The following is a 13,177-nucleotide window of genomic DNA, read 5'->3' on the forward strand; positions in this document are numbered from 1 at the left end:
ATCCTCCTGCATATGTCTTTGCAGTGGTTATTCTACCTGTTGCATAGCTTTGGGTTACTGTTATACAACTGTAGCCAATAAGTCCTCCTACATTACTTCCTGTGGCATTTACTTCTATTCCTGTAGAACTGTTTGTCACTAGGCCTCCTATATTTGCATAACCAATTAGTCCTCCTACATTAGAAGTTCCTGTTACCTGCCCTGGTTCTTCTACTCTTACATTTTCTACTGTTCCTCCATTCATATACCCTATTAGACTTCCTGTATGTTCCTTCCCTTGAATATGTACGGTTTCTAGTTTTAGGTTTTTAATAGTTGTGTTTTTTACATATCCAAACAATCCTATGTTATTTGCTGTTGGTTTTGTTATGACTAGATTCTTAATGCTATACCCATTCCCATCCAGTGTTCCACTAAAGGGCATACTACTGCTTCCCACTGGTTCCCATTCTTCTTCGTCCAGATCTATGTCGTTTCCGAGTCGATATTGAGCTGTTAACTCGTACCTCATGTTATCGAACTGTTCTTTTGTCATGACAATATATGGATCTTCTTGAGTACCTGCTCCAATCATAGATTGAAATTCCATTTCTTTTTCCTCCTTAAATTACTTTTTCAAAATACTAAACCCGAGACAGTCGTATTGTCTCATCGAATTGTTACAACCTGTCATAAGTTAAAGCGTCTTGTTCGCATCATTTTTTATCCCTCCCTACATAATGAGTTATAATGCTTTGGCAAAAGATCTGTAAAAATCATTTGCATCTATTCATAAAATTAAATCTTACTCCTACTTTTTACAGATTATGCAGTCTATCTTTTCTGGTTTTGACTTTAGTTGAATTAACCTGTTGTTAAAGTATTAGTAGAAATAATGAGTAGGTGAAAATGAAAAAAGGAAAATCAAAATTGTCCGAAATAATTTCGAGCAATTCCTTTTCCCTTTTTTCTCAACTAACCTCATAGGTTATGTAACGCCAGATCTTATTTTCTATATACTTTTTGTAAATGATCTGTTTTTCTATATGTGGCAAACATATAGAAAAAATTAACAATCACCTTGATACTTAAGCTAACTTAATAGAGTTGATTTTCCTATTTTAAAGTATAGTATACTTCTTAAAAGAATTGTGGCACACTTACGGCATTTTATCGGAGATTTTTGATCCTTCCCTAATAATCTCAATAAATCTAGTCTTCATTTCCTGCAGACTGTCTTCTCTTGGCATCTTTATAAAACTAGAAAGATAATCTAAGTGTGGTTCCAACTCCTCAAATACTTTCTCTAATATCTCATTAACTTCTTTTCTTGCTTGTTCTTTTAATAGTCTAAATGTTTCATTTGTTGCCGCAGCTGATGTACATATTTCTCTTTTCATTTGTTTATCCCCTGTTGTGTTATATTTAATTGACGAACTACTCTTTGAATGAGTAGAAAAACTCACATTTTTAAGTAAACCGAAAGGAATTTGTATAATGCCAATTAGAATTATCACAATACAAGCCCTTTTTTAGATAAGACTCCACAGGCTGGCGGAGAAAAGGCATAATAACAAAAACAAAAGCTCCTTTTTGACAAGAATTAATAAATAATTCCAAGCCAAAAAGGAGCATGTTATTTCTAATATATACTTTTTAAAACTCAATTCAATTAAAATGTTAACTAGTAGCGTTTTCCAGATCCACCGCCAGCTCTACAGCAGCCCTATTGTTTTCCTTTTCTACAACAGCTGTAAGATAATGAAGGAACTCCTCCTTTAAATCCTCTCTCTTTAAAGCAAACTCCACCGTTGCCTGTAGGAAGCCTAGCTTGTCTCCTACGTCATAACGCTTGCCTTTAAAGTTATAGGCATACATGGCTTCCTTTTGAGCCAATACCTTGAGGGCATCGGTTAATTGGATTTCTCCGCCCTTACCGGGCTCAGTGTTTTCTAAGATGTTAAAAATCTCAGGGCTAATGATATATCTTCCTAATATGGCTACATTAGAGGGAGACTCCTGAACTGCTGGCTTCTCCACCAAATCCTTCACCTTATATACCCTGTCCTCGATATACTTCCCAGCAACGATACCGTATTTATTCACATCTTCCTGTGGTACCTCCTGCACCCCTAGAATGGTGGTTTTATACTCATTATATACCTCGATCATCTGCTTTAAACAAGGGACCTCAGCATCTACGATATCGTCTCCTAGCAGCACTGCAAAGGGCTCATTACCAATGAAGCTTTTAGCACAATGGATGGCATGTCCTAGTCCCTTTGGCTCCTTTTGTCGGATATAGTGGATGTTTACCATGTCAGAGATGTTTCTAATCTCCTCTAGTAAATCATCTTTCCCTTTCTTCTCTAGTTCCAATTCTAGCTCAACAGATTTATCAAAATGGTCTTCTATAGACTTTTTATTTCTTCCAGTAATGATCAGTATCTCCTCTATACCAGAAGCCACTGCCTCTTCAATAATATACTGCAAAGTAGGCTTATCTACGATAGGTAGCATCTCCTTTGGCTGTGCCTTTGTAGCCGGTAGGAATCGAGTCCCCAAGCCTGCCGCTGGTATAATCGCTTTTTGTACCTTCATGTAAGTTTCCTCCTATCTTTTCACTTCTAAATCCTATTATAGCATAGAAAGGTCCTTTGGGCTATCCAAAGGACCTTAAGTTTCTGTTAAAGACTAGTCTTCTTCAGTGTTTTCTTCATCTTCTTCTGAATCTGTTTCTTCTTCAGTTGCATCTTCTTCGTCTTCATTATTTTCATCTTCATTATCTTCATCTTGATTTTCGTCTTCTTCTACAATAGGTTCATTTTGGTCTTCGTCTTGATCTTGGTTTTCATCTTGATCTTGATTTTCGTCTTGGTCTTGATTTTCATCTTGATCTTGATCTTCTTCATCAATAACATCTTCGTCTTCTTCAATGATTTCTTCTTCGTTGTCTTCTAAGTCTTCTAATTCACGGAACAAGTTATGGATCACAACTACTGCTTCCGCTCTTTTAATGTTGTTTTTTGCTCCAAAAGTTCTAACATCTCCATTAAGGTAACCATTCATGTAACGGGCTTCCGCTACTGCACCTACATGACCTTTTGCCCAGCTAGAAATTTCATCAGCAAATACTTCAGCTGCTTCTTCATCCTGCTCTAATTCAGTAATCTTTCTAATGATAGAAGCTACTTCTTCACGGGTAATGAAGTTGTCTGGTCTCATGGTACTATCTTCATATCCAGAGATGTATCCAGCAGCCTTTGCTCTTGCTACAATTTCAGCATACCAAGCGTCTGCGTCAACATCAGAGTAGTCGATTTCTACTTCTGTTACATAACCCATTGCTTTGTTCACAATTGACATAAACTCTGCTCTTGTGATGTTGTTTTCTGGCTTGAAGCTTCCATCTGGATAACCTCTTACAACATCATTCTCAGCCCAAATTAAGATTCTGTCAGCAGCCCAGTGACCTTCGATATCACTAAAGGTAACAGCTTCTTCCTCTGTGTCTACTTCTTCATCAGTATCTACTTCTTCATCAGTATCTGTTTCTTCTTCAGTATCTACTTCTCCGTCAGTGTTTGCTTCTTCATCAGTATCTACTTCTTCGTCAGTGTCTGCTTCTTCATCAGTATCTACTTCTTCTTCAGTATCTGTTTCTTCTTCAGTATCTACTTCTCCGTCAGTGTCTGCTTCTTCATCAGTATCTACTTCTTCGTCAGTGTCTGCTTCTTCATCAGTATCTACCTCTTCATCAGTATCTACTTCTTCATCAGTATCTACTTCTGTAGCTTCAACATTCTCAATGATTTCCTCATTGTCACCGATTTCAGCAGCTTCTGCGAAAACCGCCCCTACTGAGGTAATAAGCATAGCAGCAATGATTAAAAAGCTGGCTATTTTTTTAAAGTTGTGGGTTTTAGTCATTTGCAATCTCCTCCGTAAAATAAATTTTTGGCTGTTTTTTCTGCCTGATTCCTCCCGGTATAGATTATCTATGTATATTCCCTACCAACGGGGGAACCTTACGACCATTCTACTCAATAAACATTGAGATTGCAACCATTATAGGAATTATATGCCAATGTAAATAATGGCATATAATGATGTTCTAACCAAAAAAGGAAGGCCTTAGGCCTTCCTTTTGTCAATAACATGTCCTTTAACTGGTTTTTTTATAAGTTGGTACCATTTTTACCATATATTCCTTGATAGCATCAGGTTCATTCCATAATAGTTCTGTAAGTATATCTAACTCTCTGTGTAGCAGCCTTAGGTCTGTAAAAACTGGCTTTCCAACAAAGATCTTGTCATGCTTGGTAGACTCCAAACCTTCCTCGTCCATCAATAACTCTTCGTATAGCTTTTCCCCAGGTCGTAACCCCACAATCTCAATGGGCATATCCACCTCTGGTTCAAAGCCAGATAATCGAATTAAGTTTTTAGCAAGATCCATAATCCTTACCGGTTCTCCCATATCCAATACAAAAATTTCTCCGCCCTTTGCCATGGACCCTGCTTGTATCACCAGCTGTACCGCTTCTGGAATAGTCATAAAATACCTTGTCACCTCAGGGTCTGTTACCGTTACAGGCCCACCTTCAGCAATTTGTTTCTTAAACAGCGGAATAACACTACCATTGCTACCTAATACATTGCCAAATCGCACCGCTACAAATTCAGTTTTGCTAACAAGATTCATAGACTGGATGATCATCTCTGCTACTCGCTTAGTAGCCCCCATGATATTGGTAGGATTCACCGCTTTGTCCGTAGAGATCAAAACAAACCGCTTAGCCCCATATTCATGGGCACACTCTGCCACATTTTTCGTACCAAAGATATTATTCTTTATAGCCTCCTGTGGACTTGCCTCCATTAGGGGCACATGCTTGTGGGCTGCAGCATGAAAAACTACTTCTGGACTATGTAATGTAAATATCTCCTCTAAACGTCTCTTATCCCGAACAGAAGCAATTAGTACTTCTAAATCTAAATCAGGATATTTTCTTACTAATTCATTCTGTATGTCGTAGGCATTGTTTTCATAGATATCTACAATCAGTAGTTTTCTCGGATGGAATCCTACTATTTGCCGGCAGAGTTCTGAACCAATAGAACCACCACCACCGGTAACCAGCACTACCTTCTCGGTTAAGTAGCAGCTTATTTCCTCTAAATCCACTTTCACTGGCTCTCTGCCCAGCAAGTCTTCAATCTCCACATCACGGATTTCTTTTATACTAACCTGTCCTTCAATAAATTCATAAATCCCTGGCACAATCTTCAGCTTGCATTTTGTTTTACTGCATTCCTCTACGATCTCTCGAATTTCCTTTTTGTAAGCAGAAGGAATTGCAATAATAATTTCATCTATCTTTTCAGAATCTACTACTTTTTTAATATGATAGCGATCACCCATCACTGGCACTCCGTGAATCTTAGCCCCCAGCTTTGCATCATTGTCATCAATAATGGCTACTGGTTTACTATAAAGGCTATCGCGTCTTTTAAGTTCTTTAATAATCATAGCTCCTGCCTGTCCCGCTCCAATAATCATGATTCTTTTTTTTGCTTTATTTTTAAACAACCCTTCAATGCCATGGTGCTTTAAGTCTTCTCTGAAACCTCTGGTAATCCTATAGCTTAATCGAACCCCACCGATTAGAACAGTATCTAATATAAAGATCAATATGTAAATACCTCGAGGTAGTGCTTGCTGAGTCATCATCATATAGGTAACCACTCCTGCATTGGCTGCAAAGGAGCAGGTGACGATCTGCAATAGTTCTTCAATGCTGGCATATTTCCATAGGTTTTTATACATGCCGAACAAATAGAAGAGTCCTAGTTTTATCAAGGTTAGGGTTATGGCATTTTCTAGATAGATAGGGAGGTATTGAGAAGCAAAGCTTCCTGTTAAATCGCCTTCAAACCGGATATAAAAGGCTAGTAAAAAGCCTAGATTGATTAATATGGCATCAACAACCGCTAATAAAGTTACCATTACTTTTTTACGCATTTTTCGTCCCCACTTTAATTACCACATATTTTCCTAATTTAACTATACTATGTAAAAAAACTGGTGTCAATGCAGGGAACATAAACACCAGTTTTTACTATCTAATTCAGGATTTCTTTCATATGCTCTCGATCAATGTCCAAATAATAGATATCATCTATCATCATATCTCTTCCCTTTAGCGTATATATCTCTATATCCTCTGGATTTATATCCTTTAAGAATAGCACCAAAGCACCCATCTGGTCTATCCTTAAATCGGTAAATACCTTATTTTGCATTTTCAAGTATAGAGGAATAATATCAGAGAATTTACCCTTTTCCTTTGTCTGGCGAAACAAAGCCATCATAAACTTCTGTTGCTGCTGTATTCTTGCGAAATCCCCTGTTGGAGCAGTACGATTTGATAAATAGATAAGGGCCTGTTGTCCATTGAGGTTTTGTTCGCCCTTTTGTAGACGTCTTTCACCAGAGCCCATGCTGCGCTCCACATCTACCGTCACGCCACCAATCGTATCAACGATATCTTTGACAGCATCTAAATCCATGGTGACATAATAGTGAATATTGATACCAAGCAATCCCTCCACGGCTTCAACAGCATACTGGTTCCCATTTTTTCTAGGTCCCCCACCAAAGGCCATGGCATGGTTAATTTTATCTTTGTTATCATTGCCAGGTACCTCCGTATAGCTATCCCGTGGAATCGATATGAGCTTTACTTTCTTTGTATCTAGATTCATCGACACTACCATGATGCTGTCACTTCGATAACCCATTTCCCTTGCCTCTCGCACTTCGGTACTATCTACCCCTAGCAAAAGAAGGTTAATGACATTTTTCCCAGAGGCTGTACTTTCCTCTGTAGAATCCACTTCTTCCTCTTGCTTCAAATCTTTTTCAAAGGCTTGATGGGGATTCTTCATATTATCATATTTTTCAAAGCCAATTACTCCTATTAATAATAAAATGCAGAGTATAGAGGTGATCCCTATCCAAAGAATCTTGTTCTTATTCATTAACGTTTCTCCCTTACTGCTTTCTCTATATTTGCATTATATTATATCATTTCTCTAAGTTTATATACAATTGAAGTTTCTATTGACAGTACTTTTTTATCTTTTCTACACTATCTATAATGTCAGGGGTTAGCTTTAATACTTTTTTAAATATTTCTTCAATGGCTGTTGGAATGTATTCATGGGCAATATCGTTTCGTAAGCGCCTTATATCCTTAAATGTCTCAGCAGAACATATAAGTCCTCGTTTTTCTGCACGATTAATTCTATCTATAATACTCCCTGGCTTTTCTAACTCTATAATGTCGATCAATCTAAATATTTTCTGTATTATTAAATCACTGGTTCTAGCAAAACGACTGGTTAGTGCCTCAAACTTATCTAATTCTTCAAAAGTATACGCTGTCTTTATACCGATTTTTTTACACTCTCTATAGGAATATCTTAGCATCTGATTGGAATTGTCCAGAAGATATAATTCTTCTATTAATAATTGTTCTTCATCTCTTGTCATAGTAATACACTCTCCTTCAAAGCAATTTTTGTAAAGGGATGCGTATCATCTTTAACAATGATAATATCGATTTTTTGTTCTCCAATAACATCCCATAAATTGTGTTTAATTTTGCTAGCATCTTCTTGTGATAGTGTATCAGAGAATATTAACAAATCTATATCCCCACCTTTTTTATGATCATATACTCTTGATCCAAAAAGGTAAATATTTGCAGCCTTGTCTGCCCTGCCAACCACTTCTCTAATTGCTTTTACCTCTTCCTTCGATAACCTCATTAGAATAAACTTACATCCTCTCTTTTCTTTATACTTACAGTATATCATGTTTTGATACCTCTACATCTTGTTAATAACATCTATAAACTCTTGGAAGTCTTCTAAGTGGTTTTCTATAACCTTCTGTAAAATCTCTAAGTTAAGCTTTTGGTAATTATGAACAGCTATATTTCTAAAACCAATCATTGCTTTTAACTTATTAAATATTTCATCATTAATGATATGATGATGATTCAACACCTCAAAAGCATCTCTACTACTTTGAGGAATCCCCAGCTTCTTTACGGAAACTAAATACATTGCAATATCAATCGTTGCTTCAACAGCCCTTTGAATATTTAATACGATTGAGTCTTGTTTTGTATAGTCCTTTAAGTTGTCTGGGTTTTGGTCATAAACTTCTTTAATACGTATTAAGCATCTTTCTATAATACTGACCTTATTATATAAAACATCCTTAACCATATATTTTTCCATCCCTTTCAATTGCATCTAACACAACTTTTCTTTCTTCATTTAACTTTACATATTCCTTAAAAGTTCTAATATTATAATTAGCCATTAATTCTTCATCTTCACAGTACAAAACCTCTCTTGTCCCCACAATTTGAGCAGCAAATACTGTATTGATATCCTTCAAGTGTACAATCTGTACATCTTTTTTTATCTCAAAGGAGAGATCATTAGCAGTCATCAAGAGGGTGTATCCACTGATAACTTCATCAGTATAGATGGCTAAATCAATGTCACTATCCTGTCGACCTTCCCCTTTAGCAAAGGACCCAAAAAGATAAATGAATTTTGGATTTAGTTCTTTTCTTAAAAAATCTACTATTTTCTTTTTATATTCCTCTGATAAGTACATTTCCCTACCCCTATCTCTCGCTTACTTTTTATTTACAGTATATCATTTTTACGCAGTCTACGGTCCCCTTGTGTTTTGTGTCGGCTCCGTCTCTCAATGAATATTGATTTGCTTTGAATGCCGATTTTCTTATTCCACCCACGTGTATATCTAAAGCCTTTACCTGTTCACACATAATAACTCCTAAAGTTTCAAGATAAGTTGGTATTAGATACCTAAATTTTATTTTATAAATTTATGAATAGTACTTTTGAAACTTGCTCTTCGGCTTATCTGGCATAGTCATTTTTATTTTTCCATCTGCAAGCAATGGACTAATATAGGTCTTAATAAAATAAGTTGGTGCTTCAAATCCAAATCTCTCTGCAAGTTCTTCCCTAGAACGTGGTGTAATGCAGTAATTTAAAATCGCCTGCTCCATATCAACATCTTTACCCTGGGCAGCTGCCTTTTTATAGAATATAACCTTAAACACTCCTCGTCTGTCAATAAATACTGGAGCCGGCATACCTGCCTTTTTAAGTTCTGTTATTACTGTGGGAATACCAGAGAAGCGATTTTCTGTATCAATCATAATTTCCAAGGCTCCTGCTATATAAGGATTTCTGGTATCCGCAGATACCTTACCCAAATCGTCTACAGTTATTCTACCATACAGGCCACCTGGATTTTCTAGTTCCAATCTATCCTCATACATTACCAAACGTACGGGAGAACGATCTGTATGCCCACTGTAATCCCTGTGTATGAGGGCATTTAGTATGACTTCCCTGACTGCTTTTATTGGATACTCTGGTTTATCCGCACGGGTTCCCTCTTCCGTTATTATGGTTTTCACTTTCATATTTCTTCGTACAAAAGCTAATGTACCTTCTAGCATCTGTGGTATGGTACCTTCGATACGTTTGTTATCTACAAAGCGTTCACCATCATCACCAAGTTCCCCTATTTCTTTTCCTTGTACTACCATTGCAGTGACACTAAGCTGTGGAAAGAATTCTTGGGGATATTCGCTAAGCAGCATTAATCCTGCTAATGTCGGGAGACCAGCTTGACACATACCCTGAGTTTCCAGTATTCGTTCCTCCTCGAGATTCACTAGATTCTGTTTTTGCCTACGTAGCTTTATCAGATATTCCGTCACATTGTCCTTAGACAGGTTTCCTATTGTTGCTCTATCAACAGTACGAAGTTCATCATGTATTCTTCTTTTAAATGCTTCATAACTATATATTTCATATTCCGTCATAGGCTGGTCGGAATCACCAACACGGATATAAGATCCGCGCAATCTTCCTGCACCTTTATAAAAACATGGCTTGTCGTAAATATCGCATTCCGAAATTTCTGCACTGACTACCAATTTGTTTTCTATTTGAGCAACCGTAAACAATGGTCTTACTACAGGTTCCATCTGTAAGGATTGTTCCATCACTTTCTTTTGAAGGTCTTGCGCATCATACACACCTACCACTTCATATCCAGCATCTTCATCAATCCCAAAAATAATTATGCCTCCATCAAGCTGATTGGAAAAACTTGATAAAGTATCATAAAGTTTTGACGGTGTACCTCCAGCTGCCTTTTTGAGTTCTATATGCTGCTTTTCACATTTTTCAGAAGTAACCTTTTTCACTAATTGCAATAATTCTTCTTCTAACACAGAATCACCTCCTTTTTACCCCCATTATATTATAATTTTATGCAAATAACAATATTTTAGTAAAATATCGTTTAATTTTATTAAAATAGATAACGGTTTAGTGAAATATTATTTAATTACATCATAAATATTTCACTAAAATATTTTGTATCTTCTTTTCATCTAATATCCAAGATAAAATGAAAAAACCACCAAGCAGCTGTATAAGTCTCTCAATACACTAACTCAGTGGGTTTCTCTATTTCTTTATACATTTTTCCTACTTTAAGTAGCTTACCCCTTTAGCTAATAAGTTGGTGTCAGGCACGGCCTTTCTCGTAAAAAATTTTTCCAAATGTATTGATATGTTCCTTTAATCCACTATGTTTTAAAGAATCGTAATGGACAATATCAAAATAATACGGTAAAGGTAATTTTTCGTTTAGTTCTACGCTTATTCTATTTAATATTTCTTTTTTGTGAAAAGAAAAAAATAAGTTAAGTGCCTGGGAAAGCTCCGAAAAGTACCTTTCTTCATTACAACTACACTCCATATAGTATGGTGTAGATTATAGCATTACTATATATGGTATGCAATTTTAATATTAAAGAGTTTTTCGGAGCCTTCCCTGGCACCAGATCTTTCTAATAACTTAGTTTTGCGACTTAATTTTGTAGTTTTTCTAGGAGCAACTGAAACTCTTTAATATAACAAGTTGCTATTCTGTCTGCTATTTCTTCAGCCATTTCTTCTCTATATACATGAGAAGTCATATTTCTATCGTTCAACATAAGCAACCAATTTTTCTCATTAACAATAAGCTTCTGTGCATAAGCCTCCTTGATAACTGCTTTGGGAGAGTTTTTATCTACGATACCAATATCTTCAAGATATTCTTTTGTTGTTTTCCAGGAAAGCTCATAAGTAAATTCAAATCTTTGAATCAGACCATCACGAACGACATCACTTGCATCCACTTGCTTAAACTCTACAATTGCTTCCCTCAATCTATCTAATGCATTCTTGAAATTAATCAATTTAGTCTCTAGTTTGCTCATATATAACTACCCCCTCCTTCTTAATATTCTCCATAAACCTATCATTCAAGTTTTTATCTACAAATACCACATCAATTTTCTTCAATGTATGAATTTCCTCAATGTCTGTCCACAACAATGTTTTATCTATAAGCGATAAGTTTTTTGCAAAAATTGCAATATCATAATCGCTAGTTTCTGAATTATCTCCTCTAGCACGAGATCCAAATAAAATAACCTTTTCAATTTCATATTTAGCAGCTATTTCTTGTATTTTCATTAAAACATAGTCTTGCATTTTATTCTCTACTTTCTATTTAGAATTTTAATATCCTAAGAATGTCTTAAGTGTCTAACAGCGCTTTTCCCTGTTTAACTCATCATATATTTATCTATATTATACCATATTTACTTATGGCTAACCCTTATAAAGTAATTTTTCCATTTCTGAATCCTGACCGTATTCAATTTTATAGATCAATTCTGCAAGTACATTTCTCTACCCCTACCCCTCTATGACTTTATATTTACAGTGCATCATTTTTACCCAATTTCTAACAACAAATCCCTTCCATTACCACCATATTGACAGAACATCTTCATCGCACCACCTCCTTTCATCCGAAAGCAAGGTGGCAACCATACCCTGCTTTTTATCCGACTACCTTGCCGCTATTTACAAGATAGAAGGCATATTAACTGAGCTTTCGCCAGAGGAACGTCAACGGCAGAGACAATTGACGATAAAGCCACTGGTAGAGGCTTTCTTTACGTAGGTAAAACAACACCAGAGTGATGTCCTACCAAAATCTGAAACAGGAAAAGGCTTCACCTACTGCCTGAACCAAGAGAAATATCTGAAAGTGTTTCTTGAAGATGGGAATGTTCCTGCTGACAATAACGCAGCTGAAAGCAGTATCCGAGGCTTTTGCATCGGAAAACACAACTGGCATTTGATTGATACAATTGCTGGAGCTAAGGCGAGTGCCATTATCTACAGCATTGCTGAAACAGCAAAAGCCAACAATTTAAAGCCTTATCACTATTTTGAGTTACTTCTTACAGAAATTCTAAAACATATGGAAGATACGAATCTTGATTTCCTGGAGGATCTTTTGCCATGGTCCGAAAGGCTTCCAGCTGAATGCAGAAAACAGAACCAATAGTTCAATCAGCCGCCAGAAATGGCGGCCTTATTTATGCTAGTACGGATGATTTACCGTTTACGATGTATCAGTGGATTATCTAATGGGTAGGACTGATAACCCGAAGCTTAACAAATAGTTTATTATTTTTAGATCATAAGAGAAAAAGGACAGAGACGTTACTTTTTATATAAGTAACATCTCTGTCCTTTGATCGAAAATATTTTCGATATCACAGCTAGCAATCTCCAAACACAAGACCTCCATCCCATTGTGTTTCTGTTCGTCCCTTTGTGAATTGTGAGTAAAATTATAAAAAACCTGTTTATTTTCTTCCTAATTATGTTATAATAATAAAAAAGGTAATCAGATTCGCATTGATGTGATTACCACTAAAGCGATTAAATACTTCTAATAATCACTCTGCGGCTGCAGGGTGATTATTTCTTTTGGTTCTTATTCCTATCCTATATAGGAGATAAGCGATAAGGCTTGTTATCCAATAGTTAAGTGACTGGGAAGGCTCCGAAAAACTCTTTAATATTAAAATTGCACACCATATATAGTAATGCTACAACACTGTCATCAACTTAAGAAAATAAGTTTTTTGATCCTTGAAAATTGCATAAGAATATAATTAACAAATAGTGCTAATTCACTATTGACAAACAA

General features: G+C 36.1%; 14 protein-coding genes and 1 pseudogene. 2 read left to right on the forward strand and 13 right to left on the reverse strand.

Going from position 1 to position 13,177, the window contains the following annotated elements; translation table 11 throughout:
* The 13 genes from CHB72_RS24750 to CHB72_RS24815 form a co-directional block, all read right to left on the reverse strand.
* The coding region (locus CHB72_RS24750; protein ID WP_278277906.1) for a ZmpA/ZmpB/ZmpC family metallo-endopeptidase-related protein at window positions 1-589 on the reverse strand (589 nt) is incomplete at its 3' end.
* Window positions 590-1,139: 550 nt separating this feature from the next.
* On the reverse strand, window positions 1,140-1,379 hold the full coding sequence (locus CHB72_RS24755) for a hypothetical protein (protein ID WP_089285544.1): 240 nt from the start codon (window positions 1,377-1,379) through the stop codon (window positions 1,140-1,142).
* Window positions 1,380-1,659: 280 nt separating this feature from the next.
* Window positions 1,660-2,580 (reverse strand): UTP--glucose-1-phosphate uridylyltransferase GalU, encoded by a 921-nt coding sequence (gene galU, locus CHB72_RS24760; protein WP_089285545.1) that lies wholly within the window; start codon window positions 2,578-2,580, stop codon window positions 1,660-1,662.
* A gap of 93 nt (window positions 2,581-2,673) precedes the next feature.
* Window positions 2,674-3,909 carry an S-layer homology domain-containing protein gene (locus CHB72_RS24765; protein ID WP_089285546.1) on the reverse strand — a complete coding sequence of 412 codons (1,236 nt, stop codon included), beginning with the start codon at window positions 3,907-3,909 and terminating at the stop codon, window positions 2,674-2,676.
* A gap of 235 nt (window positions 3,910-4,144) precedes the next feature.
* A complete protein-coding gene (locus tag CHB72_RS24770) occupies window positions 4,145-6,004 on the reverse strand; it encodes a polysaccharide biosynthesis protein (protein WP_089285547.1) in 1,860 nt (619 codons plus the stop codon).
* A 101-nt stretch (window positions 6,005-6,105) separates the two neighbouring features.
* Window positions 6,106-7,023 carry an LCP family protein gene (locus CHB72_RS24775; protein WP_089285548.1) on the reverse strand — a complete coding sequence of 306 codons (918 nt, stop codon included), beginning with the start codon at window positions 7,021-7,023 and terminating at the stop codon, window positions 6,106-6,108.
* Window positions 7,024-7,102: 79 nt separating this feature from the next.
* Entirely contained in the window at window positions 7,103-7,537 is a 435-nt protein-coding gene (locus CHB72_RS24780; RefSeq protein ID WP_089285549.1) for a HepT-like ribonuclease domain-containing protein, read from the reverse strand.
* The gene (locus tag CHB72_RS24785; protein ID WP_242975271.1) at window positions 7,534-7,863 is read right to left on the reverse strand and encodes a nucleotidyltransferase family protein; all 330 of its coding nucleotides are present in this window, start codon (window positions 7,861-7,863) and stop codon (window positions 7,534-7,536) included. The genes CHB72_RS24780 and CHB72_RS24785 overlap by 4 nt, the downstream gene beginning before the upstream one ends.
* Before the next feature lie 12 nt (window positions 7,864-7,875).
* Complete coding sequence (gene hepT, locus CHB72_RS24790; protein ID WP_089285550.1) at window positions 7,876-8,280, reverse strand: type VII toxin-antitoxin system HepT family RNase toxin; 405 nt, start codon at window positions 8,278-8,280, stop codon at window positions 7,876-7,878.
* Window positions 8,273-8,680, reverse strand: a complete 408-nt coding sequence (mntA, locus tag CHB72_RS24795; RefSeq protein WP_089285551.1) for a type VII toxin-antitoxin system MntA family adenylyltransferase antitoxin — start codon at window positions 8,678-8,680, stop codon at window positions 8,273-8,275. The genes hepT and mntA overlap by 8 nt, the downstream gene beginning before the upstream one ends.
* A gap of 235 nt (window positions 8,681-8,915) precedes the next feature.
* A complete protein-coding gene (locus CHB72_RS24800) occupies window positions 8,916-10,343 on the reverse strand; it encodes an ATP-binding protein (RefSeq protein ID WP_089285552.1) in 1,428 nt (475 codons plus the stop codon).
* 645 nt (window positions 10,344-10,988) lie between these two features.
* Window positions 10,989-11,381, reverse strand: coding sequence for a nucleotidyltransferase substrate binding protein (locus CHB72_RS24810; protein WP_089285553.1), 393 nt, complete (start codon window positions 11,379-11,381; stop codon window positions 10,989-10,991).
* Window positions 11,362-11,658, reverse strand: a complete 297-nt coding sequence (locus tag CHB72_RS24815; protein ID WP_089285554.1) for a nucleotidyltransferase domain-containing protein — start codon at window positions 11,656-11,658, stop codon at window positions 11,362-11,364. Before CHB72_RS24815 ends, CHB72_RS24810 begins: the two co-directional genes overlap by 20 nt.
* A gap of 493 nt (window positions 11,659-12,151) precedes the next feature.
* Here CHB72_RS24815 and CHB72_RS28055 point away from each other — a divergent pair.
* Window positions 12,152-12,328: pseudogene (locus CHB72_RS28055) on the forward strand (IS66 family transposase); the annotation flags it as partial.
* Window positions 12,314-12,526 (forward strand): transposase domain-containing protein, encoded by a 213-nt coding sequence (locus CHB72_RS28060; protein ID WP_330397129.1) that lies wholly within the window; start codon window positions 12,314-12,316, stop codon window positions 12,524-12,526. The pseudogene CHB72_RS28055 and the gene CHB72_RS28060, both read left to right, overlap by 15 nt.
* Window positions 12,527-13,177: the final 651 nt, after the last annotated feature.

It is taken from the genome of Anaerovirgula multivorans (assembly GCF_900188145.1).
Taxonomy (GTDB): Bacteria; Bacillota; Clostridia; order Peptostreptococcales; family Natronincolaceae; genus Anaerovirgula; species Anaerovirgula multivorans.

Bases quoted from the DNA above. Each gene is read 5' to 3' on its own strand.
- CHB72_RS24770 (WP_089285547.1), bottom strand. From the start codon at position 6,004: ATGCGTAAAAAAGTAATGGTAACTTTATTAGCGGTTGTTGATGCCATA.
- hepT (WP_089285550.1), bottom strand. From the start codon at position 8,280: ATGGTTAAGGATGTTTTATATAATAAGGTCAGTATTATAGAAAGATGC.
- mntA (WP_089285551.1), bottom strand. From the start codon at position 8,680: ATGTACTTATCAGAGGAATATAAAAAGAAAATAGTAGATTTTTTAAGA.
- CHB72_RS24810 (WP_089285553.1), bottom strand. From the start codon at position 11,381: ATGAGCAAACTAGAGACTAAATTGATTAATTTCAAGAATGCATTAGAT.
- CHB72_RS24815 (WP_089285554.1), bottom strand. From the start codon at position 11,658: ATGCAAGACTATGTTTTAATGAAAATACAAGAAATAGCTGCTAAATAT.
- CHB72_RS24765 (WP_089285546.1), bottom strand. From the start codon at position 3,909: ATGACTAAAACCCACAACTTTAAAAAAATAGCCAGCTTTTTAATCATT.
- CHB72_RS24775 (WP_089285548.1), bottom strand. From the start codon at position 7,023: ATGAATAAGAACAAGATTCTTTGGATAGGGATCACCTCTATACTCTGC.
- galU (WP_089285545.1), bottom strand. From the start codon at position 2,580: ATGAAGGTACAAAAAGCGATTATACCAGCGGCAGGCTTGGGGACTCGA.
- CHB72_RS24785 (WP_242975271.1), bottom strand. From the start codon at position 7,863: ATGATATACTGTAAGTATAAAGAAAAGAGAGGATGTAAGTTTATTCTA.
- CHB72_RS24755 (WP_089285544.1), bottom strand. From the start codon at position 1,379: ATGAAAAGAGAAATATGTACATCAGCTGCGGCAACAAATGAAACATTT.
- CHB72_RS24780 (WP_089285549.1), bottom strand. From the start codon at position 7,537: ATGACAAGAGATGAAGAACAATTATTAATAGAAGAATTATATCTTCTG.